The 25,526-nt window shown below is 68.6% G+C and carries 18 protein-coding genes; 6 read left to right on the plus strand and 12 right to left on the minus strand.

The window, feature by feature from the left end; all coding sequences use genetic code 11:
* Positions 1–444 precede the first annotated feature (444 nt).
* A complete protein-coding gene (locus tag KBX08_RS06275) occupies positions 445–3,987 on the plus strand; it encodes a ThuA domain-containing protein (protein WP_210781634.1) in 3,543 nt (1,180 codons plus the stop codon).
* An 89-nt stretch (positions 3,988–4,076) separates the two neighbouring features.
* Here the strand turns inward: KBX08_RS06275 and KBX08_RS06280 are convergent, their stop codons facing one another.
* The 8 genes from KBX08_RS06280 to KBX08_RS06315 form a co-directional block, all read right to left on the minus strand.
* Positions 4,077–5,069 (minus strand): aldo/keto reductase, encoded by a 993-nt coding sequence (locus tag KBX08_RS06280; RefSeq protein WP_210781635.1) that lies wholly within the window; start codon positions 5,067–5,069, stop codon positions 4,077–4,079.
* A complete protein-coding gene (locus KBX08_RS06285; protein ID WP_210781636.1) occupies positions 5,066–5,944 on the minus strand; it encodes an amidohydrolase in 879 nt (292 codons plus the stop codon). The genes KBX08_RS06280 and KBX08_RS06285 overlap by 4 nt, the downstream gene beginning before the upstream one ends.
* Positions 5,941–6,702, minus strand: a complete 762-nt coding sequence (kduD, locus tag KBX08_RS06290) for a 2-dehydro-3-deoxy-D-gluconate 5-dehydrogenase KduD (RefSeq protein WP_210781637.1) — start codon at positions 6,700–6,702, stop codon at positions 5,941–5,943. Before kduD ends, KBX08_RS06285 begins: the two co-directional genes overlap by 4 nt.
* Entirely contained in the window at positions 6,699–7,724 is a 1,026-nt protein-coding gene (locus KBX08_RS06295) for a zinc-binding dehydrogenase (protein WP_210781638.1), read from the minus strand. The genes kduD and KBX08_RS06295 overlap by 4 nt, the downstream gene beginning before the upstream one ends.
* 106 nt (positions 7,725–7,830) lie before the next feature.
* Positions 7,831–9,054 (minus strand): mandelate racemase/muconate lactonizing enzyme family protein, encoded by a 1,224-nt coding sequence (locus KBX08_RS06300; protein WP_210781639.1) that lies wholly within the window; start codon positions 9,052–9,054, stop codon positions 7,831–7,833.
* Position 9,055: 1 nt separating this feature from the next.
* Positions 9,056–9,883 (minus strand): carbohydrate ABC transporter permease, encoded by an 828-nt coding sequence (locus tag KBX08_RS06305; RefSeq protein WP_210781640.1) that lies wholly within the window; start codon positions 9,881–9,883, stop codon positions 9,056–9,058.
* Positions 9,883–10,863: a carbohydrate ABC transporter permease gene (locus KBX08_RS06310; RefSeq protein WP_210781641.1), complete on the minus strand. Its 981-nt coding sequence runs from the start codon at positions 10,861–10,863 to the stop codon at positions 9,883–9,885. The genes KBX08_RS06305 and KBX08_RS06310 overlap by 1 nt, the downstream gene beginning before the upstream one ends.
* A gap of 4 nt (positions 10,864–10,867) precedes the next feature.
* Positions 10,868–12,130 carry an ABC transporter substrate-binding protein gene (locus KBX08_RS06315; protein ID WP_210781642.1) on the minus strand — a complete coding sequence of 421 codons (1,263 nt, stop codon included), beginning with the start codon at positions 12,128–12,130 and terminating at the stop codon, positions 10,868–10,870.
* A 147-nt stretch (positions 12,131–12,277) separates the two neighbouring features.
* Between KBX08_RS06315 and KBX08_RS06320 the strand changes: the two genes are divergently transcribed.
* The gene (locus KBX08_RS06320) at positions 12,278–13,048 is read left to right on the plus strand and encodes a FadR/GntR family transcriptional regulator (RefSeq protein WP_210781643.1); all 771 of its coding nucleotides are present in this window, start codon (positions 12,278–12,280) and stop codon (positions 13,046–13,048) included.
* A 70-nt stretch (positions 13,049–13,118) separates the two neighbouring features.
* On the opposite strand, the gene KBX08_RS06325 is transcribed toward KBX08_RS06320, so the two are convergent.
* Entirely contained in the window at positions 13,119–14,516 is a 1,398-nt protein-coding gene (locus KBX08_RS06325) for an RICIN domain-containing protein (RefSeq protein ID WP_210781644.1), read from the minus strand.
* A 428-nt stretch (positions 14,517–14,944) separates the two neighbouring features.
* A complete protein-coding gene (locus KBX08_RS06330) occupies positions 14,945–16,414 on the minus strand; it encodes an endo-1,4-beta-xylanase (RefSeq protein ID WP_210781645.1) in 1,470 nt (489 codons plus the stop codon).
* A 733-nt stretch (positions 16,415–17,147) separates the two neighbouring features.
* Here KBX08_RS06330 and KBX08_RS06335 point away from each other — a divergent pair.
* Positions 17,148–18,470: a PHB depolymerase family esterase gene (locus KBX08_RS06335; RefSeq protein ID WP_210781646.1), complete on the plus strand. Its 1,323-nt coding sequence runs from the start codon at positions 17,148–17,150 to the stop codon at positions 18,468–18,470.
* Between the two features lie 81 nt (positions 18,471–18,551).
* Here KBX08_RS06335 and KBX08_RS06340 read toward each other — a convergent pair whose 3' ends face one another.
* Both KBX08_RS06340 and KBX08_RS06345 read right to left on the minus strand, forming a co-directional pair.
* Positions 18,552–20,129, minus strand: coding sequence for an arabinofuranosidase catalytic domain-containing protein (locus KBX08_RS06340; protein WP_307850460.1), 1,578 nt, complete (start codon positions 20,127–20,129; stop codon positions 18,552–18,554).
* Positions 20,130–20,315: 186 nt separating this feature from the next.
* Entirely contained in the window at positions 20,316–22,151 is a 1,836-nt protein-coding gene (locus KBX08_RS06345; protein WP_210781647.1) for an RICIN domain-containing protein, read from the minus strand.
* Positions 22,152–22,450: 299 nt separating this feature from the next.
* On the opposite strand from KBX08_RS06345, the gene KBX08_RS06350 reads away from it, so the two are divergent.
* The 3 genes from KBX08_RS06350 to KBX08_RS06360 all read left to right on the plus strand — a co-directional run bounded on the left by KBX08_RS06350 (position 22,451) and on the right by KBX08_RS06360 (position 25,500).
* Entirely contained in the window at positions 22,451–23,689 is a 1,239-nt protein-coding gene (locus KBX08_RS06350; RefSeq protein ID WP_210781648.1) for an extracellular solute-binding protein, read from the plus strand.
* A 150-nt stretch (positions 23,690–23,839) separates the two neighbouring features.
* A complete protein-coding gene (locus KBX08_RS06355; protein ID WP_238689546.1) occupies positions 23,840–24,679 on the plus strand; it encodes a carbohydrate ABC transporter permease in 840 nt (279 codons plus the stop codon).
* A complete protein-coding gene (locus KBX08_RS06360; protein WP_210781649.1) occupies positions 24,676–25,500 on the plus strand; it encodes a carbohydrate ABC transporter permease in 825 nt (274 codons plus the stop codon). The genes KBX08_RS06355 and KBX08_RS06360 overlap by 4 nt, the downstream gene beginning before the upstream one ends.
* Positions 25,501–25,526: the final 26 nt, after the last annotated feature.

The following is a 25,526-nucleotide window of genomic DNA, read 5'->3' on the forward strand; positions in this document are numbered from 1 at the left end:
TTCATAGCTATCGACGAAGGCTTATGTTTGCGTGTTACGAACATTCCCTTGACATCGTCGAAACATCACACGTATGAAGATAGATGTTTGGATGCGGGTCCGCAATCCTCGACCGGGGCTGATTGCCAGGGCCGTCACCCGATCGACAGCGGTGCCCCAGCGAGGGAGCCGTGCACGACCGTCGTCACCTGGGCAGGACGTCGGACGTCACTCCATTAATTGACACTGTTCTATCTCTAGCTCATCCTGACCTCGTGGATCAACGGACGAGATCTACAGCGACCATCACGCTGTGTGACGTTCTGCGGGTCTGACTGCCGTCTCGGCGAACGGCACGAAGACCGACCACCGCACCCCGTGCACCCTTGCGCGTCCAGGCACAACCTGGCGCGCCGTGGGGCCCGTGGTGGCAAACGAAGTTGCCCGCCCAACCTAGGAGACGGCATGCGTCGCAACACATTGCTCATCTCAGTGATCGCCGGCCTGTTGCTGGCGCTCGGACTCGCTCCACCGGCGTCGGCCGCCCCGGCCTTCCGCGCCCTGGTGTTCACCAAGACCACCGGCTATCGGCACGACTCGATCCCCGCCGCGATCGCCATGGTCCAGCAGCAGGCCACCGCGAACAACTTCGAGGTGGTGGCGACCGAGGACTCGAGCGTCTTCACCGCCAGTAACCTGGCGACCTTCGACGTGATCATCATGCTCCAGACCTCCGGCATGGTCTGGACCTCGACCGCCCAACGTCAGGCGGTGGAGGGCTACCTCGCCAGCGGCAAGGGCATCGTGGCCGTCCACAACGCCACCGACATGGGCATCGAGTCCGAGTACCCGTGGTGGGACCAGACCATCAACGGTGGCGCCCACATGCCCGAGCACTCCCCTGGAGTGCTGCCCGGCACCGCGATCGTCGCCGACAAGAAGCACCCGTCGACGGCCTCCCTGCCGGACCGGTGGAACCGCAGCGAGGAGTGGTACAACTTCGACACCAACCCGCGCGGCAAGGTGCACGTCCTGGTGACCGCCGACGAGCGCACCTACAACCCGGGATCCCGGGCGATGGGCCCGGACCACCCGATCTCCTGGTGTCGGGACACCGGCGGCGGGCGGGTGTGGGCCACCGCGATGGGCCACGCGATCGCCTCCTACAGCGAGACGAACTTCCAAAACCACGTCCTCGGTGGCATCAAGTGGGCCGCCGGGAACGCTCCCGGCGACTGCGGCGGCACCGTCTGGAGCAACTTCGAGAAGCGCACCCTGGACGACAACACAGTCGACCCGATGGCGATGGCAGTGGCCCCGGACGGGCGCGTGTTCTACGCCCAGCGCGGCGGGCAGCTGAAAATCTTCAAACCCTCCACAAACAGCACGGTGACCGCCGGGACGCTGAGCGTCTACACCGGCGGTGAGGACGGCCTCACCGGCATGGCGCTGGACCCCAACTTCGCCACCAACGGGTACGTGTACCTGTACCACTCGCCGGCGAGCAGCTCGACCGACGTCAACCGGGTCTCCCGCTTCACGATGAGCGGCGACACGCTGAACACGTCCAGCGGCGTGACGATCATCGACATCCCGGCGTACCGGGACCGGACGTTCCCGGAGCCCGGCCACACCGGCGGTTACATCGAGTTCGGTCCGGACGGCAACCTCTACATCGGCACCGGCGACGACACGCCCCCGAACCTCGACCCCAACTGGCAGGGCTACGCCCCGCTGGACTGGCGCTCGGGCAAGTCCAACCTGGACGCCGCCCGGACCGCGGGCAACACGAACGACCTGCGCGGCAAGCTGCTGCGTATCCGCCCCGGCGCCAGCGGCAGCTACACCATCCCAAGCGGCAACCTCTACCCCCAGGGCACGGCGCAGACCAAGCCGGAAATCTACGCGATGGGCTTCCGCAACCCGTTCCGTTTCTCGATCGACGCGGCCACCGGCTGGGTCTACCTGGCCGACTACGGGCCGGACCGCAACCCGCCCACCACCAACCGTGGCCCGGAGGGCCTGGTCGAGCTGAACGTGATCAAGACGCCCGGCAACTACGGCTGGCCGTTCTGCCACGGCAACAACCAGCCCTACGCGCCGTACAACCCCGACACCGGCGTGGTCGGCGCGAAGTTCAACTGCTCGGCACCGGTCAACAACTCACCCAACAACACCGGGCTGACCAGCCTGAAGCCGGTCGTCATGCCCAACATCTGGTACGGCTACCCCGCCTCGACGACCTTCCCGGAGCTGGGCTCCGGCGGCTCCGCGCCGATGGGCGGCCCGGTCTACCGGTACGACGCGGCGAACCCGTCCGCGACGAAGTTCCCGCCCTACTACGACGGGGTGCACTTCTTCTACGAGTGGTCGCGCAACTACATCAAGGAGGTGCACTTCGACTCCTCCTCGGCGGTGACCCGCACCAACCCGTTCCTGCCCGGCGGTGGGTTCAACAAGCCGATGGACATGGAGTTCGGCAAGGACGGCTCGCTCTACCTGCTGGAGTGGGGCACCAACTTCGGCGGCGGCAACAGCGACTCCGGGCTCTACCGGATCGACTACATCCAGGGCGGCCGGTCACCGATCGTCAAGGCCACCGGCACACCCACCAGCGGCACCGCACCGCTAACCGTCCAGTTCAGCAGCGCGGGCACGTCCGACCCGGACGGCAACACGCTGAGCTACCTGTGGACGTTCGGCGACGGCACCACCTCGACGGCGGCCAACCCGTCGAAGACGTACACCTCGAACGGCAACTACACGGCCCAGTTGAAGGTCACCGACAGCACCGGTAAGACCGGCTTCGCCAACGTCCCGATCACGGTGGGCAACAGCGCCCCGGTGGTCACCATCACCACACCGGGCAACGGAGGCATGCTGACCTTCGGCGACAAGGTGTCGTACCAGATCACCGTGACCGATCCGGACGGCGGCACCGTCGACTGTTCGAAGGTCATCCTCAACCCGGCGCTGGGTCACGACGACCACGCGCACGAGACCACGGAGTACCCGGGCTGCTCGGGCACCATCTCCACCGATCTGCTCGGTGGGCACCCCGATGGCGCCAACCTGTTCTACGTGCTGAACGCGCGGTACACCGACAACGGCGGCTCGGGAGGCGGGTCCCCGCTCACCGGCACCGCGCAGGCGATCCTGCAACCGAAGCACAAGCAGTCCGAGTACTTCAGCAGCCAGTCCGGCATCCGGGTCGTCGACCAGGCCGCGGCGGAGAGCACCAAGCGCGTCGGTGACATCTCCACCAACGACTGGATCGCGTTCAGCCCGATGAGCCTGTCGGGCATCTCGACGGTCAGCTACCGGGTGTCGTCGCCCTCCGGTGGCGGTTCGATCGAGCTGCGCGCCGGCTCGCCGACCGGCACCCTGCTGGCCACCACCACGGTGCCCAGTACGGGCGGCTGGGACAACTACCAGTCCACGACTCCGGTGAGCGTCGCCGCGCTCAGCGGGACACAGACGCTCTACATGGTGTTCAAGAACAGCAGCAACTCGTTCGATCTGGACTCGCACACCTTCGGCGGCAACGGCGTCGGAACACCCGGCACCGGTGGTGGCCTGGCGGGCAAGACCTACACCCTCACGGCACAGCACAGCAACAAGCTGATGGACGTCAGCGGTGTCTCCACCGCCGACGGCGCCCAGATCACCCAGTGGGCGTCCACCGGTGGCAACAACCAGAAGTGGCAGGCGGTCGACGCCGGCAGCGGCGCGGTCTACCTGAAGGCGGTGCACAGCGGCAAGTGCGTCGAGGTGGTCGGCAGCTCCACAGCGGCGGGTGCCTTCCTCCAGCAGGCCACCTGCAACAACGGCAACCAGCAGAAGTTCACCGCCACCGCGACCGGAACCTCCGGCGTGTACACGGTGCGCAACGTGCTGAGCGGGCTCTGTGTGGACGTCAACGGTGCCGCCACCACCGACGGCGCCCGGCTGTTGCAGTGGACCTGCCACAGCGCCGCCAACCAGCAGTGGCGGTTCACCGCGGTGTGACCCCGCAACTGTCGCGGTAACAACTGACGTCCCGGTCGGGACCGGTGTCCGAGTAACGGAGCCGGTCCCGGCCGGGACGTCGTCGTCGGTCAGGCAGGCAGGCCGGGCGGCGCGGCGAGCAGCCCGGCCGCCGCCAGGTCGTCCCACAACTCCTCCGGTACGACGATCCCGGACCGTCGTACCGTCTCGACCGCCTGCGCCTCGTTGCGAACGCCGACCACCGTCGACACCACGGCCGGGTGCCGGCGGACGAAGGCGAGGGCCGCCTGCGGCAGGGTCACCCCGTATGTCTCGCAGACAGTGGCGATCCGCCGCGCCCGCTCGATCAGCGCCGCCGGGGCCTGCTGGTAGTTGTAGACGGCGTCGGCCGGCGGCCGGTCCCGCGACAGCAGACCCGAGTTGTAGACGCCCGCGATGACCACGCCCACCCCCCGGTTCTCGGCGGCCGGCAGCAGGTCGGCCGCCGCGCCCTGTTCGAGCAGGGTGTACCGCCCGGCGCACATCATCACGTCGACGTCGGTCTCCCGGACGAACCGCGCCAGCATCGCCGACTGGTTCATGCCGGCGCCGATGGCACCCACGACACCCTCGTCCCGCAGGTCGATCAGGGCGGGAACGGCCTCGTGCGCCGCCTGCTCCCAGTGCTCGTCCGGGTCGTGCAGGTAGACGATGTCGATCCGGTCCAGCCCGGTCCGGTCCAGGCTGGCCTCGATGGAGCGGAGCACGCCGTCGCGGCTGAAGTCCCACACCCGCCGGTGGGTCGCGGGCACGTCGAACCCGTCGGAGTCCCGCAGGTGCGCGTCCTGAGGCGACGGCACCAGGAGTCGCCCGACCTTCGTCGACACCACGTACTCGTCGCGCGGCCGTTGGCGCAGCGCGGCGCCGAGGCGGCGCTCGGACAGCCCGAGACCGTAGTGCGGCGCGGTGTCGAAGTACCGGACGCCCGCCTCCCACGCGGCGTCGACCGCCGAGGCGAACTCCTCGTCCGTCGTCGTCCGGTACAGGTTGCCCCCCTGGGCCGCGCCGAAGCCCAGCTCGGTGAGCCGTAGCTGCGGGCGGCGCGGCAGTGCGCGCGCCATCATGACGGCCCCAGCCCGTAGACGCGGCGGGCCGTCTCGCCCCAGACCGACGCCCGGCCGGTCCCGTCCTCGCCCTCCAGCAGCTCCGCCAGGGTGTCGACCCACCGCTGGTAGGAACTGGCGAGCAGACAGACCGGCCAGTCCGAGCCGAACATCAGTCGGTCCGGCCCGAACGCGTCGAGGGCGTCCTCGACGGCCTGTCGGAGGTCAGCCGGCGTCCAGTGCGGGAGCGGCACCTCCGTCACCAGCCCGGAGAGCTTCGCCGTCGTGTTGGGCGAGGCCGCCACCGAGCGCAGGTCCCGGCTCCACTCGGCCATCTCCGGACTGCCGAGCGCCGGCTTGCCCAGGTGGTCGAGGACGAAGCTCACCTCGGGCAGGTCTCGCGTGAGACGCGCGGCCATGGGGAGCTGGTGTTGGCGTACCAGCAGGTCGAAGACGAGGCCGGCGGCGCCCACCGCCGCGATCCCCCGACGGACGTCGGGACGGTCCAGGTACGCCGGGTCGCTCTCGGACTGCACGAGGTGGCGGATGCCGACGAGGCATTCCCCACCTCGGGCCGCCCGCAGACCGTCGAGGCGCTCCGCAACGTCGTCGGCGGTCAGGTCCACCCAGCCGACGACCCCACGGACCAGTGGGTCCTCGGCCGCCACTCCCAGCAGGTCGACCGTCTCCGTGTCGGAGGCGACGGACTGCACCACCACTGTCGCGGTGACCCCGGCCGCCCGGGCCAGCGGCGCGAGATCGGCGGGTTCGAAGTCGGCGTCGATGGCCGCCATGGTCACCGGGTCGATCCACGGCTGCGGGTGCCGGGCGCGGACCCAGAGGTGGTGGTGCGCGTCGACGATCCCGGCCCGCCCGGGCTCCTGTGCGCCCGTCATCGGCCCAGCCAGCCGCCGTCGACGGGCAGCACGACGCCGTTGACGTAGTCCGACGCGGTCGACGCCAGGAAGACGGTGGCGCCGCCGAGATCGTCGGCCCGGCCCCACCGCCCGGCCGGGATCCGGCCGAGGATCGCCTGGTTGCGGTCGGGGTCGTCGCGCAGCGCCTGGGTGTTGTCGGTGGCGATGTAGCCGGGTGCGATGGCGTTGACGTTCACCCCGTGGGCCGCCCACTCGTTCGCCAACGCCTTGGTGAGGCCGGCCACGCCCGACTTCGACGCGGCGTAACCGGGGACGGTGATGCCGCCCTGGAAACTCAACAGCGACGCGGTGAAAATGATCTTCCCTCGGCCGCGCTCGACCATCGTCCGGCCGATCTCCCGGCTGAGGATGAACTGGCTGCTGAGGTTCACCTCGATCACGTGGTCCCACATCTCGTCCGGGTGCTCCGCGGCCGGCGTCCGGGCGATCGTGCCGCCGTTGTTCACCAGGATGTCGACCGGCCCGAGAGCGGTGATGTCGCGGGCCAACCGGTGCACGGCCGCCCGGTCGCCGAGGTCCGCCCGCAGCGCGGTGAACCGGCGGCCGGTGGCGCGCACCCGGCGTTCGACCTCGCTGCCCTCCGCTTCGAGCTGGGCGGAGACCCCCACGATGTCGGCGCCGGCCAGGGCCAGGGCCTCGGCCATGGCGAGACCGATACCGCGCCGCGCCCCGGTCACGACGGCGGTCTGGCCGGACAGGTCGAACAACGTGGTCACTGGTTACCCTCCCGCACATCGAGCAGCACCTTCATGACGCCGCCACCCTCCAGCGCCGCGAAGGCCGCGCTGGCCGCCTCGACCGGCTCGACCCGGGAGATCAGCTGCCGTGCCGGGATCGCACCCGAGGCGACCAACCGGATCGCCTCCACCATGTCGTCGCGCTGATACAGCCGGGCACCCAGCAGTTCCAGCTCACGCCAGAAGAACCGGTGCAGGTTGACCTCGCGGGGCTGAGGATGGATCGCCACCATGACCAACCGCCCGCGAGTGGTGAGAACGTCTACCGCCGTGGTGACGCCGGCCGGGGAGCCGGACACCTCGAAGGCGATGTCGGCGCCCGCGCCATCGGTGCGGTCGTTGACCAGCGCCACGACGTCGGTCACTCGCGGATCGACGGCCTCGATCCCGATCCCCTCCGCCACCTCGCGTCGGAACGGGTCCGGCTCGACGAGGAGCACCCGCGCGCCACGGCCCCGCGCGACGGTGGCGATGCGGACGCCGACCGGCCCACCACCGACCACTACCACCTGGTCGTCGGCGGTCACGTTGCCCCGGCGTACGTCGTGCACGGCGACCGCCACCGGCTCGACGAGCGCCGCGTGGTCGAGGGGCAACTCGTCCGGAAGCGGCAGAACCAGCTCCACCGGCACGGTCCAGGAGGACTGCATGGCACCCGGCGAGTCGATGCCGAGGAAGTTCATCGCGTGGCAGACGTGGGAGTTGCCCCGCTGGCAGGCGGCGCAGCGTCCGCAGGGCCGGGTCGGCATCACGGTGACGGCCTGACCGATGCTCCAGCCGGTCACGCCCTCGCCGACGGCCGCGATCCGCCCGGACATCTCGTGCCCGATGATCGCTGAGTCACCGACCCGGGCGTCCATGTCCCCGTGGTAGATGTGCAGATCCGTACCGCAGATGCCGGTGTACGCCACCTCGATCCGTACCTGGCCAGGGCCCGGTGGCTCCGGGTCGCGGTTCTCGATTCCGAGGTGTCGCGCTCCCCGGTAGACGACTGCCTTCATCGTTCCTCCGTCTCGACGGTCGGTACGTCGGTCGTGCCGACCGGGCATGGTCGTGGGTGCACCGCCGTCGCGATGCACCCACGCCTTTCCTGTTCTGGTGGTCAGCTCAGTGCCGTACGGTCGGCGACACCTCGTTGCGGGAGTTCAGCGACACGACAGGCACCTGGCGGGTGGGGATCACCCCGTCGACTCCGGCCAGCAGCCGTCGTCCGGCCCGCTCCGGCCGGACGTTGGGGCTGTCGGCCGTCTGCGCCTGCGGGCGGCGGTTGACCGCCCGGATCCGCTCCTCGTCCACCCGGACCCCGAGCCCGGGTGTGTCGCCGAGGATGAAGGCGCCGTCCTCGACGTGCAGGTCGATGGAGACACCAACGGGTGTGTGCAGGTCCTGCAACTCGCTGGTCAGGTGGTTCGGCACCGAGGTCGCGGCGTGCAGCAACCCGACCGGGCTGTTGCCGATCGGGCTGACCGGCAGGTCGTGGGCGTGGGCCAGGGCGGACGCCCGCAGGAAGTGGGTGACCCCCCAGACGGCCGCCATCTGGACGATGTCGACAGCGCCGGCGGCGATCAGGGGACGGTACTGTTCGAGCCCGGTGAGGTTCTCACCGGTGGCGACCGACGCGGACACGCCTCGGCTGACCGCGGCGAGACCCTCGGCGTCCCAGCGCCGGACCGGCTCCTCGATCCAGATGAGATCCAGGGTGCGTTCCAGTTCGCAGACATGCCGGACCGCCTGCTTGCGGGTCCACGCCTCGTTGACGTCGAGCATCAGGCCCGGCCGTCTGCCGTGCCCGGCCTCGGTCAGGACCTCCTTGACCAGGCTCAGGCGGTGCCGATCGCGCTCGACGTCGAGGCCGCCCTTGAGCTTGGCCGCCCGCAGGCCGTGGCTCGCGTAGACCTCGTACTCCGCGACGAGTTCGTCGTCGGTGAGCCCGATGTCCAGCCCCGACGCGTAGGCGGTGACCCGCCGGTCCCGTCCGCCCAACAGCCGCCACAGCGGTTCGCCGGCGGCCTGCGCCTTGATGTCCCAGAGCGCGGTGTCCAGGGCGCCGATGGTGCCGAACACCGGCCCGGCGTGGCCCGCCTTGAAGGTGTGCCGCAACATACGGTCGTACAGGGACGTCACGGCCCGGGGGTCTTCACCCTCGATGGCTGGGAAGATCCGCTCGATCTCGACGTGCGGCCCGAGGCCGACTCCCGAGATGCCCTCGTCGGTGTCGACGATGACGATCGAGACCGGAACCACCCCGTCGGCGAACACACCGTTGGCGTCGCCGACTGGTCGGCCCCATTCCTGGACCGTGGAGAGCGTCCGATATCCCGTGATCCGCATGTCAACCCTTCGTGGAACCGGCGGCCACGCCGTCGGCAATTTGGCGCTGGAGGAACAGGTAGACCAACAGGACGGGTATCGCGGCGATCAGCACCCCGGAGGCGAAGGTGGGGATGTTGTCGGAGTACTGCCCGCGCAGCGAGGTCACCCCGATCATGAGCGTCCGGTGCTCGGCCGAGGGCATCATCACCAGCGCCATGAGGACGTCGTTCCAGCAGAACAGGGCGTTGAGGATGCCGACCGACAACAGCGCCGGGGTGCCCAGCGGCAGCATGATCCGGCGGTACACGCCGTACACGGTGCTGCCGTCGATCCGCGCGGCGTCGACGATCTCCGGCGGAATGCCCTTGTAGTAGCTCGTCATGAGAAAGACCGTGAAGGGCAGGAACTGGGCTACGTAGACCAGGATCAGGCCCGGGTACGTGTCGATGAGCGCGGTGTCGGCCATGATCCGGGCGAGCGGCACCATGATCACCTGGAACGGGATGAAGAGCCCCGCGAGGCAACCCAGGAACAGCGCCGACGAGCCGCGGAACCGCAGCTGGCTCAGGGCGAAGCCGGCCATCGACCCGAACAGCAGCAGCAGGAACACCGACACCGTCACGACGAACAGCGAGTTGATGAAGTAACGGCCCATGCCGACGCTGTTCCACGCCGTGCTGATGTTCTCCCAGCGCAGGGCGTCGGTCAGACCGAACCGGTCGAGGATGTAGTCACGCCGGGTCTTCATCGCGACGTTGGCGGTGAACAGCAGGGGGTAGATCGTCGCCAGGGCGAGCAGCGACATGGGGATGGCGATAAGCCACCGTCCCAGGCGGAGGCGAGACATCAATCCTCCTTTCCGGATCGTTCGAGCAGCTTGATCTGCAACAGCCCCACGACGAGCATGATCACGAAGAGGATCGTCGACGCGGCCGACGCGAGAGCCGGACGGTTCATCTGGCCCTGCTGGATCCAGATGTAGTACTCCGGCAGGTATGTCGAGCCCTCCGGGCCGCCGCTGGTCATCACGAAGAGCAGACCGAACATGGAGGTCAGCATCCCGATCATCGTGGTCACGAAGACGAACTGGATGGTCCGGGCGAGACTCGGGATGATGACGTGCCAGACGACCTGGCGCAACGACGCACCGTCCACCCGGGCGGCGTCCAGGAGCGCGGCGTCCAGCGTGGCGAAGCCGGCGAGGAACACCACCAGCGCCATCCCGAAGGTGGCCCAGATGTGCACGCCCACCACCATGAACATCGCGATGTCCGGGTCTCCGAGCCAGTCCACCGGACCGACACCGAACGACCCGAGCACGGCGTTGAGCGGGCCGTCGAAGGCGAGCAACAGGTTGAAGATCGCGCCGACGATGACCGGCGAGAGCACAGCCGGAAAGAAGTAGACGCTGCGGTAGAAGCGGTGGCCCGGCACCCGGAGGTAGATGAACGTCGCGAGCAGACCGGGGATCGCCACCGCCACCGGCAACAGCAGCACCAGCAGCCCGACGTTGCTCAGCGCGGTCCGGAACAGCGGATCTCCGAACAGCTCGCGGTAGTTGCCGAATCCGACAGCGGTCCCGTTCTGCGCGCCGTCACCGGTGAAGGAGAAGTTGACACCCAGCAGCAGCGGGTAGAGCCGCAGCAGCACGATGATCAGGACGGCCGGAAGGACCAGGATGTAGGGGGCGAAGCGCTCGGCCCCCAGGCCGCCACGGGTGCGACGGGGTTGTGCGCCATGCCGATGCGCGGCGGGGGTGGGCGCCGCCCCGCCGGCCCGTCCGGCCGAAGCCGGACGGACCGACGGTTGCGTGTTTCCGATCGGCACGAGGTCAGCCCGCCTGGTCGGAAGCGGCCAACTGCTTCACCACCTCGTCGACGGTGATCGACCCGCTGAGCAGCTGCTGGGAGAGGCGCCCCATCAGGTCCAGCGTCTTCGAGGAGAGCGCCACGTGCAGAGCGGGCTTGCCGCTCTTCAGCTCGCCGACGAGCGTGGCGACGGCCGGCCCGGCCTGCGACACGTCGATGGTGGTGTCGGCGGCGATCGCGCCGGCGTCGGCGTAGAAGGCCTTCAACGCATCGGCCGAGCTCAGGGAGCGCACCAGGTCGGCGGCCACCTTCGGGTCCTTCGTCCACTTGGCGACCGCGTACCCGATGCCACCGTCGTACGGGAGGCTCGGGGTGGTGCCGGCGGTGACGACGGGGGCCTTCATGACGCCGAGCTTCTCCGCGGTCAGGAACTCGTTGAAGTCCTGCCAGTGCCCCACGTCGGACATCAGACCCATGACGTGGGCGGCCTTACCGGACTGGAAGAGGGCGAAGGAGTCGTTGAACATGGCGGTCGAGTTGGCCCCGTCGCTGTTCATCTTCTTGTCGCCGGTCTCCTTCCAGGTCTGGAAGAGCCGCTTGACGTTGGCCGAGTTCCAGTCGCGCTTACCGGCGATCCAGGCGTCGTACTCCGCGGCGGTGAGGGTGGTCGAGCCCATGCTGGAGAGCCAGAACTGGATGCCGACGCCCTCCTTGTTGCCGAGGGCGAAGCACTTGGAGCCGGCCTTGGCGATGGCGGCGCAGTCGGCGACGAACTTGTCCCACGTGGTGGCCGGGCTCGCCGGGTCGAGGTTCGCCTTCTGGTAGATCGCCTTGTTGTAGTAGATCGGGTAGCCCTGCAGCGTCACCGGGGCGGCGTAGGTCTTGCCGTCCTTGCCGAACGCCTCCCAGCCGGCCAGCCGCTGCCTGTCCTCGGCCACGTAGTCGTCGAGGGGCACCAGCGCGTCCACCCGGTCGCGGATCTGGCCGCCACCGTTGAACAGCATGACGTCCGGGCCCTTGCCGGACTGGATCGCTGCACCGAGCAGGGTGTAGTACTGGTCGAAGGGCTGCGCGACGAACTCGACCTCAACGTCGGCGTGCTTCTTCTTGAAGTCGGCCTTGGCCTTCTCCAGATAGGATTTGGCGAACGGCTCGCCGGACTTCCAGTCCCACACGACCAACTTGCCGTCCGAGCTGGTTGACTTGCCCGAATCGCTAGCACTTCCACAACCGGTCAGGGCCAGGCCCACAACGAGGACGGCCGACCATATTGCGCGCTGTCTCATCGATTGTCACCTCTATATGGGGGGTGGCCGGCGGGTGTCCCGCGAGCCAAATGTTGACCGGAAGGTAACTCGTATGACGTGTGACGTCAACAGTCGGCCGTACACTGGCCCAGACGTCGTGCCACGGCGAGCCATTCGGAGGGGGACATGACGCCACCGCAGGAGACAGCCCTGAACAGTCCGGCGACCCCGGCGTGGGTGCGTCGGCCGACCAACCTCGCCAGGGCGGTCACCGCCGAACTGGTGGAGCGCATCGTCCGCGGCGTACACCCGTCCGGGTCGTCCCTACCTCCCGAGCCGATCCTCTGCGAGACCTTCGGCGTGAGCCGGACCGTCGTCCGGGAAGCAGTGAAGATCCTTCAGGAGAAGGGGCTGGTGCAGGTCCGTCAGGGCGCCGGCACCATGGTCACCCCGCCGTCACACTGGGACATGCTCGACGAACTCGTCCTCGCGGCCACCATCGCCGTGGACGACAGCCTCGCCATCCTCGACGACCTGGTCGTCACCCGGCGGGTGCTGGAGTCCGACATGGCGAACGTCGCCGCCCGCCTCGCCGACAGCGGCACCGTCGATCGACTCCGGGCCATGGTGGACCGGATGGACGAACTCGTCGACGACCACGTCACGTACCACGACCACGACCGGGCCTTCCACGACACGATCATGCAGGCATCCGGGAACCGGATCGCCCGTGGCGTCGTACGCGCGCTGGAGAGCCAGGTCATCAACACCGCCCGGTACATGGGCCGGACCGAACGGGCGCTGTGCGTGGCGTCCAACCAGGGTCACCGACGCATCTACGAACGCATCGCCGCCCACGACCCCAACGGCGCCGCCGAGGCGATGTTCACCCACATCACCGAGGCCTGGCTGGTCCGTCGCAGTGGCTCGGGGAGCCCGGTCCGCCTCGAACGCTGACCGTCACGGGAAACGGACGGCGCCCGCCCCCGGTAAGGGAGCAGGCGCCGCCAGCTGTGGCCGACAAGAGTCACGAGAACTGGGCGAAGAACCTCCAGATCTCACCCTTGGTCCAGGTGGTGATGCCGCTCTCGGCGTAGGTGCCGTCCACCGGGCCGGGCATGTGGCCGTTGTCGTACGCGGCCCACTGCACCGGGTATCCGGCCCGGCAACCCGAGTACGTGGTCGTGATGTGCGTGCGGCTGCCGGCCGCCGGCTCGCGCGGGCTCTGCGCGGTGCAGCCGTTGTTGCGGACGAACGTGTCGCGCAACGCCCGGCCACCCGAGATGCCCAGGACATTGTCCGAGATGCCGTGCAGCCCGAAGTACGCGATCGGCTGGGTACCGCCGCTGCACCCGCTGATCTGCCCACCGGAGATGACCGCGACGGCCCGGAAGACGTTGGCCCGCGCACAGGCGACGGCGTAGCTCATGCCGCCACCCCAGCTGAAGCCGAGCGCGAACCGCTGCCTCGGGTTGACGCAGAGGCTGCTCTCGATCCGGCTGATCATGTCGTCGACGAAGACGATGTCCTCACCGCCGGAGTTGCCCCAGCCGTTGCCGAACCCCTGGGGCGCGACCAGGATCGCGCTGTTGTTCGACTGCTCCTGCTGCCCGTAGTAGGACCACGGTGTTCCGCTGGTGCCGCCGGAGGAGATCTCCTGCATGGTGCCGCCGCGCCAGTGGAACGCGAAGATCAGCCGGTAGGGGTTGCTGTTGTTGTAGTTCGCCGGCATCCGCAGGATGAAGGTTCGGCTCTTGCCGTTGCTCTGGATGGTGTGCGTGCCGCTGGCCAGAGTCGGCGCCTTGCCGCACCCGCTACCACCCGACGGGGGTGGCGTCGTGGGGTCGGTCCCGCCGTCGACGCGGACGAGCTGCCACTGCTGGTTGGCGCCGTTCCAGTCGGCGTACTGCACGACGTTCCCACCGTCGGCGGTGGACGCGCCCTGCACCTCGACGACCTTGTTGCTGTTGCGGTTGATCAGCCGAACATAGCCACCGTCCGAGTCGGCCAGCCGGAACTGCTGGTTCGTCCCGTTGAGATCGGCCCACTGCACGATCGCACCACCGTCGGCGGTGGAGAAACCACTGACGTCGAGCACCTTGCCCGAGTGCCGCGACTTGATCCGGTAGTAGCCACCACCGGAGTCGACGAACTGCCACTGCTGGTTGGCGCCGTTGTTACGCGTCCACTGGCTGATCCGCGCCCCGTCGTTGGTGGCCGAGGCGTACAGGTCCAACGCCTTACCGCTGTTGCGGTTCACCAGCACGTAGGAGGCGTTGGTGTCCACTGTCGCTGCCGCCGCGGGCGCCGCGTTGACCGCGACGAGTGCGCTGGCTGCCATGACCGCGGCAGCCGCCACGGCCAACCCTGACCGCCAGCGAGATCTTTGTCGAGAGGCGGGACGAGCCTCACCGAGGGCTTCCATGGTCCACTCCTTCGATCGGGGTCACCCACGAGCGGGAGCGCCCGCGCGTGCCCTGGCGTGCGTGCCGGCGTCGTGGTGGTGGCGTCAGCACGTCTGGGGTGTTGTGCGGGCAACCCGCGGCCAACGGCGTACGTCGATGGGCGATGCCACGATCCGGGCTTCGTGGCAGGCCCGCGCCGAATCGCGCGGTACGACGTCGTGGCTCCCGCTGGCCGGGTGGCCCGCGGGGTGAAAATTAGCGGGTAAGACGTCATACGTCAAACGATTGATGTCGATCCGAGCAGATGTCCGGCAGCGGCAACCCGACGGTCGCGGCGGCCCGCCCCGGTGTGGGCGGGCCGCCACTCGTCACGCCTCGCCTGGGCGGGCGCCGGCCGGATCCCGTACGGCCGGCAACTCCCGCTCCGCCAGTCGATGACGGGCGGTCGTCAGCCGATTCGGACCAGTTGCCACTGCTGGTTGTTACCGCCCCAGTCGGCGTACTGGACGACGTTTCCACCGTCGGCGGTGGACGCGCCCTGCACCTCGACGGCCTTGTTGCTGTTGCGGTTGATCAGGCGCACGTAGCCGTCGGCCGAGTTCGCGAGTCGGAACTGCTGGTTCGTGCCGTTGAGGTCGGACCACTGCACGATCGCGCCGCCGTCGGCGGTGGAGAAGCCGCTGACGTCGAGCACCTTGCTGGAGTTGCGGGCCTTCAGCCGGTAGTAGCCGCCCCCCGAGTCGACGAACTGCCACTGCTGGTTGACGCCGTTGTTGCGCGTCCACTGGCTGATCCGCGCCCCGTCGTTGGTCGCCGAGGCGTAGACGTCCATCGCCTTGCCGCTGTTCCGGTTCAGCAACACGTACCAGGCGCTGGTGTCCACCCCGGAGCCCGGCGGGGGCGTGGTGGGCGGGGTGGAGCCACCGTTGAGGGCGTCCAGGACGGCGGTGTACGCGGCCTTCTTGTTGCCGTTGCAGTCGAACAGCAGGGCGTTGTCGGAACCGCGCCACGAGTCGCAGTCCCGCACACCCCAGGTGGTGATGCCGGTGCAGCGCGAGACGGCCAGGCAGGCGCGGGTGACGGCGCCGTAGATGTTGGCCTGGTTGCCGCCGGTCATCACGTCCAGCTCGGTGATCTGCACATCCACACCGAGATCGGCGAACCGCTGCAGGTTGGCCTGGTAGTCACCGGCCAGCGAGGTGCCCAGGTGCGACTGGAAGCCCACGCAGTCGATCGGCACGCCACGGGACCTGAAGTCCCGCACCATGTTGTAGATGCCCGTCGACTTCGCGTTGATCCCGTCGGTGTTGTAGTCGTTGTAACACAACTTCGCGCCCGGATCCGCAGCCCGCGCCGCCCGGAACGCCGCCTCGATCCAGTCGTTGCCGGTGCGCTGCAGGTTCGAGTCACGACGCCCACCGCTACCACCGTCGGCGAACGCCTCGTTCACCACGTCCCACGAGTGGATCTTGCCCCGGTAGTGCGTCGCGACCTGCGTGACGTGGTTGATCGCCGCGTTCCGCAACGCGGTGCCGGACATGCCCTGCGCCCAGCCCGGCTGCTGTGCGTGCCACAGCAGGGTATGACCCCGCACGCTCATCCCGTTGGCCTGCGCATGGCTGACCAGACGATCACCACCGGAGTGGTTGAACTGGCCCTGCGACGGCTCGTTGGATGCCCACTTCATCTCGTTCTCGGCCACGACACTGTTGAACTCACGGTTCAGGATGGTCGTGTAGGCGCCGGTGGAGAGCTTGCCGGTCGCGACGGCGGCGCCGAAGTAGCGGCCCTTCTCGGCGGCGGCCGCCTTCAGGGTCGTGCCGGCACCGGATGCGGGAGCCAGCGCCACCGTCATACCGGCGGCGGTGAGGGCGACGGCGATTGTCGCCGCCGCCAGCATCGTTCTCATGGGTTTCATGGCGTTCCTTTTCAGTGGTTGCATCGGTGGTGGTGATGTGCCACTTCACTCGGGGCGACCGATCGGGACGGTCTTCCTGGCCACCCGGCATCAGCACGCGCGGTCCGAGAGGGCTGTCGCCGGCAACTGCCGGTCCCGAGGTGACGGCCGCATGCCCTTGCGGACGTCGTGATCAGAGGCACGACCCGTGCGGCTCGCCCGGTGAGCCACGGCAACGATCGTCCTCTATATCGAGAGTGAGCGATAACATGCCGTTCGTCAAGACGTAACGGGTCGTTCACGCCGATCTCCCGGAACGCCGCGTTTCGCCCGGTACCAAACCCCCAGAGCAACAGTGCTCAACCACCGCGCGACCAGCGGACGAGTCGTGCCACCGCGTCGCTCAGGCCACGCCGGACGGCAATCCTGTTATCGCTCACAGTCGCGGCCCGCGACCCCTGGTCGTTCACGAGCACCCGGTAGCACGCCGGTCTCCTCGAGCAGCGCGACGATGGCCGCGGACGGGAGGGCGACCCGGGTTCGCGGCGTGTAGTCAGCCATCACCATGGATCGAGGATCCTCGATTGACACTTCCTGGCCCGGAGAGAACACTAACTGCTACGCGACGCCATCCGAAGCCGGGCTGGGCGAGCCACAGGTAGCGGGCATCGTGCGATCACCGCGGGAGTCGGGCACACCGCGACCGGTTCGCACGGCCAATCCAGCCTGCACAGGCAATCGAAGGAGTCGTCCGTTGAGAATCAGAAGGAAACTGCTACTCGCCCTGGCCGCGTCACTGGTGGCGGCCGGCCTGGTGGCCCCCACTGTCGGGCCCGCGTACGCGGCGTCACTGACCGAGGTGACCAGCTTCGGTGACAACCCGGGCCGGATGCGCATGCACGTCTACGTGCCGGACAACCGTCCGGCCCGGCCGGCGGTCGTGGTGGCCATGCACGGCTGCGGCGGGTCCGGCCCCGGCTTCTACTCCGGGAGCGAGTTCGCCAGCCTCGCCGACCGCCACGGGTACATCGTGATCTACCCGTCCGCCACCCAACAGGCCGGTTTCGGCAACTGCTTCGACGTCTGGTCGGACGCCGCCAAGCGACGGGGCGGCGGCAGCGACCCGGTGTCGATCGTCTCGATGGTCAGGTACGTGCAACAGCAGTACGCGGCCGATCCGGAGCGGGTCTACGCCACCGGCAGCTCGTCCGGCGGCATGATGACCAACCACATGCTGGCGCTCTATCCCGACCTGTTCAAGGCCGGCGCCGCGTTCATGGGCGTGCCGTTCAACTGCTTCGCCAACGCGGCGGACTTCCCGCCCACCAGCAGCCAGTGCACCGGCGGAAACATGAACCGGACCCCGCAGCAGTGGGGTGACGCGGTCCGCCAGGCGTACCCCGGCCACTCCGGGCCCCGCCCGCGCGTGCAGCTGTGGCACGGCACCAACGACACGCTCGTGCCGTACTCGCTGTTGCAGGAGGCGATCGAGCAGTGGACCAACGTGTTCGGGCTGAGCCAGACACCCACCTCCACAGACACACCCCAGGCCAACTGGAACCGGCGTCGGTACGCCGACAGCGGCGGCACCGTCCAGGTCGAGGCGTACAGCATCCAGGGGGCCGGGCACAGCCTGCCCTCCGGCGGCATGGCCGCGTCCGCCATCGCGTTCTTCGGACTGACCGACCCCACGACACCGCCCCCGACCACCACGCCACCGCCCACCACGCCGCCGCCGACCACCCCGCCGCCGGCTTCCGGCGCCTGCCGGGTGACCGTCGACGTCAACGCCTGGAACACCGGGCTGACCGAGAACATCACCGTCACGAACACCGGCACCAGCGCCGTCAACGGCTGGTCCGTGGTCTTCACCCTGCCGGGTGGGCAGACCATCACCTCGGGCTGGAACGCCACCTACTCGCCCAGCTCGGGGCAGGTGACGGCGCGCAACGTCGCCTACAACGGCGGCATCCCCACCAACGGCTCGGTGAGCTTCGGCTTCCAGGCCACCCACACCGGTAACAACGCCCGACCGTCCTCGTTCACCCTCAACGGCGCGTCCTGCACCGTCGCCTGAGACCGGCTCGACGTCCACCCGCGCGTGCGCCGGTCACCACGAGGTGGTGACCGGCGCACGACTCGTACGGCGTAGCCAGGATCAGCGGTAGCCGGCGCTCACGATGCTGGCCTGCACCGCGGCCTCGGTCGCGTCGGACGGGTAGCCGGCGACCATGGCCCCCTCGTAGAAGGTGCCGGCGCTCAGGTTCGCGCCGCCGTCGGGCTTGCAACAGTCACCGCCACTGCCCAGGATGATCGCACCCTGCTTCTTCATCGGGCTGTAGCCCGGCGGGAGCGAGCCGTCGTACAGCGTGTAGAGGCTGCCGGCCTGCGCGTCGCTACCCTTGATGGCGAACCGGGTCGTGCCATTGTTCTTCAGCGTCGCGGTGACGAACTTGCTGGTGAAGGCGCGCTGGTTCGGGTTCCAGCTCTGGCTGCCACCGGGGAAGAGACCCCACTCGAGGTCGGCCTGCACCCAGGGCCCGCTGCCGGAGCAGCCACCGAACCAGCACTGCTTGCTGAAGTTGATGGCGTCCATCGCACCGGCGGCGTCGGCCTTGCGCGTCGTCTCGCTGTTGCCGTAGTCGAAGCAGCAGCCGTTGTTGACGTGGGTGCCGCTGGTGACCATGTACATGCCCTCGGGTGCCGCGCCGGTCGGCACGCCGGTGAGGTGCCCGTCGCGCCAGTAGCTGTTGCCGGGGTTGATGTAGAGCGAGTACGCCTTGGCGCCGCCCACTGTCAGCGACTCCGAGGTCGCGATCGCCGGCCTGCTCTGCGGGGAGCCCGGAACGACGCTCGAACCCTGGTACCAGAGGTCGTTGCCGCGCCCGGACTGGTCGAAGACGACAGTGATCACGCAGGTGGTGCCGGAGCAGAACGAGTCCTGCGTCGCCGCGTTGGCGGTGCCGCCGGTTCCCGTGAGCCCGATGTTGCGGGTCGTGTTGTCCGACGAGCGTCGGACCTGGTAGAGGTTGCCGGCATACGCCTCGAAGAGCGCCCGCGTGGTGCTGTGCGCCGCGATGCACGGGGTGCCGCCGGAGGCGTAGATGTCGCACGGACGCGCGCCGGTCGGCGGGTCGGTCGGTGGCGGGGTGGTGGTCGGCGAGGCCCACTGCTGGTTGGTGCCGCCGTTACAGGCCCAGAGGATGATTTTGGTGCCGTTCGCGGTGGCCGCGGCGTTGGCGTCGAGGCACAACCCGGACTGCACACCGGTGATGGTGCCGTTGCTGTTGACGTTCCACTGTTGGTTGTTCTGGCCGTTGCAGTCCCAGATGATCACCTGGGTGCCGTTGGCGGTGCCACGGCCGGAGGCGTCCAGGCACTTGTTGCCGTACGCCTGGATCTGCTTGGTGGACGTCCAGGTCCAGGTCTGGCCGGCGCTGCCGTTGCAGTCCCAGAGTTGCGTCTGGGTGCCGTTTGTGGTGCTGGAGTTGGGCACTTCGAGGCAGCGGCCGGACGGCGTACCGACGATCGGGGTGCTCTGCCCCGGCGTGATGGCGGCGGCGGCCATCGGGGCGGCGGCGGCCTCGGCGATCGGCGACGTGGCACCGGGGGTGGCGCCGATGCCGACGAGCACTCCGACCAGCGCGGCCGCCAGGGCGGTCAGACGTCGGGCGCGATGACGTCTCGGGACGAGTTCACGGGCTGTTCCTGGCCCGGTGGGGGAAGGGGTTCGCACGAGGTGGCTCCTCGGAGTCGTGGAAGCGCGGTGGGGGTGTCGACGCGCCACGAGGGGTGGTGGCGATGGCGAATCGATTCGCAGCGAATCGTATGACCTTTAATTAATTGGTGTCAATGAATGCGGTAGCGGGGTGGTGCGCTGGCCGTTGGGCGGACGGCCAGCGCATCCACCGTCCCGGGACGCCTACCGCCCCAGGAGCCGCCAGGTCTGGTTCAACGGGCTGCCCTGATTGACCGCCCTGCAGGTCCACTGGTGGACCAGCGCGCCAGCCGCCGTGGAGACCGCGTTGACATCGACGCACTTGCCACTGTGTCGGGCGACGAGTTGGTAGTCGTGCGAGTCGTTGCCCGAGTAGGTGACCTTACGCAGCGTGAACTGCTGGTTGAGGCCGTTCAGGCAGGTCCACTGGTGCACCGCCGCGCCGTCGGCGGTGGAGACGCCGCTGACGTCGAGGCACTTGCCGCTCTGCTGGTTGACCACGGTGTAGGTGTTGGCCACTCCGGCGACCGGGCGGAAGTTCCAGAGCTGCTGGTCACCGCCGTCGCAGTAGTTCTGCTGTTGGACGTTGCCGTCCGCGGTGCTCAGGCCGGCGTTGTTCAGGCACTGCTGAGAGTGCTGGGCCACCGCCACCGACTGGAAGCCACCGTCCGAGGGGGGCAGCAGCGTGACGGTGTACGTGTCGCTCTGGTTGGTGTACGGCACTGTCACCGTGGCGTTGTTGTTCGACACCCCGACCACGCTGTTCGAGACCGTGACCGGCCCCGCCACGGCACCGCCACCGTTGTGCGCAATGCGTTGGGTGAGGACCCGGACCTGGTTGTTCTGCACGATGCCGCTGGTGGTGTCCAGTCGTTGCAGGTTGACGGACAGGTTCCCGGTGGTACGACCACCGCCGACCAGCACCTTCGCCACCCCGGCAGCCTTGGTGGCATACGCGTCGTACGACTGGCTGGGGGTCACCGCGACGATCTCCCCGACCTGGGAGGCGTAGTAGCGGTAGTTCCACCACTCCCCCTTGGGCTGGTGCTGGCCGGCCGAGTTACGGATCAACAGGTTGCCGAGGTCGTTGTGCAGGCTGCCGCCGCTGGCCCAGTTCGCCCGCAGGCCGTCGGCCCGGGCCCGTTCCAGGCGCGCGATGTACCAGGCGCCGTCGGCCGGGTTCTGCTCGTCGGGCGCGCCGTACTCGTTGATCTGGTACGGACGCGGGTGGGCGATGCCGCGCGGGTCGAGGGTGGCGTTGGCGGCGGCGACGTTCGCGACCGGGTCACCGGGCAGCGAGTGCCAGCTGATGATGTCCGGCACGGTGTTTGTCGAGCGGACGAAGTCCAGGTACTGGTTCCAGAAGGTGTGTGTGGTCGACGGTACGCAGGCGCAGCTCGGCCCGACGATGAGCTGGCTGGGGAACTCCGCCCGGATGCGCTGGTAGGTCCGCCGCCACAGTTCGAGGTACTGGGAGATCGGCCGGTTCCAGAAGATGGTGATGTTGGGTTCGTTCCAGATGTCCCACTGCACCGACAGCCCGGACGCCCGGACGTCGCTGATCAGGCGGGTCAGGAAGTTGTCGTAGTCGGTCCAGTTTCCGTTGTCACCGGGGAAGCGGGAGATTCCGGCGCCGTCGGCACCCCAGAGGTCGTGCGGCAGGAGAATGAACTTCCCGCCGAGGGCGGTGGTACGACGCGCCTGGGCGAGTGTGGAGTTCCAGCGCCGGTCGTAGGTTCCGCCGACCCAGCCACTGCCCGGGAGCTGCGCGCCGCCGGCGCGCATGTACTGGAACTTGACGTCCCGGTAGAAGTGGTCGGCCGGACCGCTGGCGTTCTCGGTCATGCCGTAGATCCAGCCAGAGGCGCGGTAGGTCGGCGCGCCGTTGGTGGTGGCGAAGTTGACGCTGATCGACTCGTCGGCGGCCTGGGCGGGGGCCGGGACGACGGTGACGGCGGCAGCGGCGGCGAGCAGGCCGACGACGAGTCGGGCCACGAACACGCGGGCTCGTCCTGACCTGCTGCGGGACGGGGTTTTCACGGGCGGCTCCTTGGTGGGGCGCGGGGGACGCTCTCCGGAGGGCAGCACTTGCGAATCGATTCGCACGGATCGTAGGACCGGGAACTGAACGATGTCAATGAAGTGACGGCGCGGTGACGCCCGCGTTGCCCAGCGATCCTCCCGGTACGACCAACTGACCCTTGACCCCCGGGTATGGCCAGACCTATCTTCGGGCGAACCGATTCGTCGAATCGATTCGCCTCATGGTTGGACTGGTCCGACCCGCGACGATCAACCGACACACCCCACCTGACGATCGATTTGAAGTGAGGCACCACATGACCGGACTCAGTCGTCGGCGGCGCCTGGCCGCCGTCGCCGTGATAGCTCTCGCCACAGTGACGGGCAGCGCCTGTTCGTCGTCCGGCGACGGTGGCGCCGACGGTGGCGCCTACCTCGTCTGGGACCCGTATCCGCAGTTCGCCGACGACTCCGAGTGGGTAGCGCTGCTCAAGAAGTGCGGCACCTCCGCGGGCGTGACGGTCGAGCGGACCGGCTACGACACCACCGACCTGACCAACAAGGCGCTGCTCGCCGCCCAGCAGGGAAACTCACCGGACGTGCTGATCGTGGACAACCCGGTCATCTCAACTCTGGCCGAAGCCGGTGCGCTCACCACCACCGACGACAACAAGCTGGACGTCTCGGCCATGGAGAAGAACCTGCTCGGCGCCGGCCAGAGCAACGGCAAGACCTACGGGGTGCCGATCGGGGCGAACACCCTCGCCCTCTACTACAACAAGGACGTGCTCACCGCCGCCGGCGTCGATCCCGCCGCCGTCAAGGACTGGACCTCACTGACCGCGGCACTGACCAAGGTCAAGGCCAAGGGGAAGAAGGGCATCACCTTCTCCGCGATCGGCACCGAGGAGGGCAGCTTCCAGTTCCTGCCCTGGTTCTGGGGGTCGGGTGCCCAACTGACGAGTCTGGACTCGCCGCAGGCGGTGTCCGCGCTGACGCTCTGGACCGACTGGCTCAAGCAGGGCCACGCCCCGAACTCCGTCATCAACAACACCCAGACCACGAGCTGGCAGGAGTTCGCCACCGGCGACTACGCGTTCGCCGAGAACGGCACCTGGCAGTTGGCCAACGCGGAGAAGCTGGGCTTCTCGTACGGCACTATCCCCATCCCGGCCAGCGCGGGCGGCCCGGCCCCGGCGCCCACCGGCGGTGAGTTCGTCTCCATCCCGGTGCAGAAGAAGACCAGCCGGTACGAGACGTCGCAGAAGCTCGTCACCTGCCTGACCAACGCCGACAACCTCCTCACCACCGACACCACGCTCTCCTACGTCGCGCCCGTCGCCGCCGTACAGGAGCGACAGGCCACCGCGGACCCCAAGCTCAAGGTGTGGGTGGAGGCGGTCCGGGCAGCCAAGGGCCGCACCGGTGACGACCTCGGCACGAAGTACCCGAAGATCTCCGAAGCGCTGTGGACCGCTGTGCAGTCGGCCCTCAGCGGCGGGAAGTCGCCACAGGAGGCACTCGCCGCCGCGCAGACCGCCGCCACGACCAGGTAAGCGATCCGAACCGACACCATGCCCTCCACGACAGAGACCTCCACCGCCGTACGAGACCAGGGTGGGGCGGCGAGCGCCGCCCCACCCGGGCCTCCCCCGTCCCGTGCCCGGCGGCCCAGCCGATGGTGGGCGTGGGGCTTCCTGGCACCCGTGACCATCTACCTGGCGGCCTTCTACGCCTACCCGCTCTACCGCAACGTCGAGTTGAGCCTGCGCGAGTACACAGTCCGCTCGTTCGTGCAGGGCGGAGCGCCCTTCGCCGGCCTCGACAACTACCGGACGGTCCTGACCGACCCGGCGTTCGGGCCGACGCTGACGCACACAGTGGTCTTCACAGCGGCCTCGCTCGTCTTCCAGTTCACCATCGGCATGGCCCTGGCCCTCTTCTTCCACCAGCACTTCCCGCTGTCGCGCACGCTGCGGGCACTGATCCTCGTGCCGTGGCTGCTGCCACTGATCGTCTCGGCGTCGACCTGGTCGTGGCTGCTCAACAGTGACTCGGGGCTGGTCAACGCGGCGCTCGGCGTCGTCGGGATCGACCCGGTCAACTGGCTCACCTCGCCGGGCTGGTCACTCACCTCGGTGATCATCGCGAACGTCTGGATCGGCATCCCGTTCAACCTGGTGGTGCTCTACAGCGGCCTACAGGCGATCCCGACCGAGATGTACGAGGCATCCGCGCTCGACGGCGCGACGGGGTGGCAACGGTTCTGGGGGATCACCTTCCCGTTGCTGCGTCCCGTCTCCCTGATCACGCTGCTGCTGGGGCTGATCTACACGCTGAAGGTCTTCGACATCATCTGGATCATGACGAAGGGCGGCCCGACCGGCTCCTCGGCAACCCTCGCCACCTGGTCGTACCGGCTCGGCTTCGGCAACCTGCTGCCCGAGTTCGGCCCGGGCGCGGCCATCGGGAACCTGCTCATCGTGCTGGCCCTGATCGCCGGCCTCGTCTACATCCGGATCGAGCGGAGGCAGCAGCTCCGATGACCACCTCGACGCCTCGGGCCTGGTGGAAGACCGGCGTCGGCCTGGTGCTGACCGGGCTGATGCTCTTCCCCGTCTACTGGATGATCAACGTGTCCTTCACCCGGGACCAGGACATGCGGGCCAGTCCCCCGCACCTGTTCCCCACCAACGGCACCCTGGACGGCTACCGGGCGGTGCTCGACCAGCAACTGCCGTACCTCGGCACCAGCTTTCTGGTCGGCCTCGGCACTGTGGTGCTGACCGTGGCGCTGGCCGCCCCCGCCGGTTACGCCCTGGCGAAGCTCCGGCCGCCCGGCGGCCCGGCGTTGAGTTTCCTGCTGCTGATCGCGCAGATGATCCCGGGGATCATCATGGCGATGGGCTTCTACGCCATCTACCTCACCCTCGGCGTCCTCAACACGCTGCCCGGCCTGATCCTGGCCGACACGACGCTCGCGGTGCCGTTCGCTGTCCTGATCTTCACGGCGTTCATGTCCGGCATCCCCGACGAACTGCTCCAGGCCGCCGTGGTCGACGGGGCCGGTCGGCTGCGGACCTTCTGGTCGGTCGTGCTGCCGGTCAGCCGCAACTCGATCGTCACGGTGTCGCTCTTCGCGTTCCTGTGGTCGTGGTCGGACTTCATCTTCGCCTCGACCCTGGCCGGCGGCGGCGACTACCAGCCGATCACCCTCGGCATCTACCACTACATCGGCAACAACAACCAGCAGTGGAACGCCATCATGGCCACCGCAGTCGTCGCCTCGATCCCCGCCGCCGTGCTGCTGGTCCTGGCCCAGCGGTACGTCTCGATGGGCGTGACCGCCGGCGCCGTCAAGGACTGACCATCCGCGGCGGTCGAGGACTGACC

This window comes from Micromonospora sp. H61, assembly GCF_018070325.1.
In the GTDB taxonomy this organism is placed as follows: domain Bacteria; phylum Actinomycetota; class Actinomycetes; order Mycobacteriales; family Micromonosporaceae; genus Micromonospora; species Micromonospora salmantinae.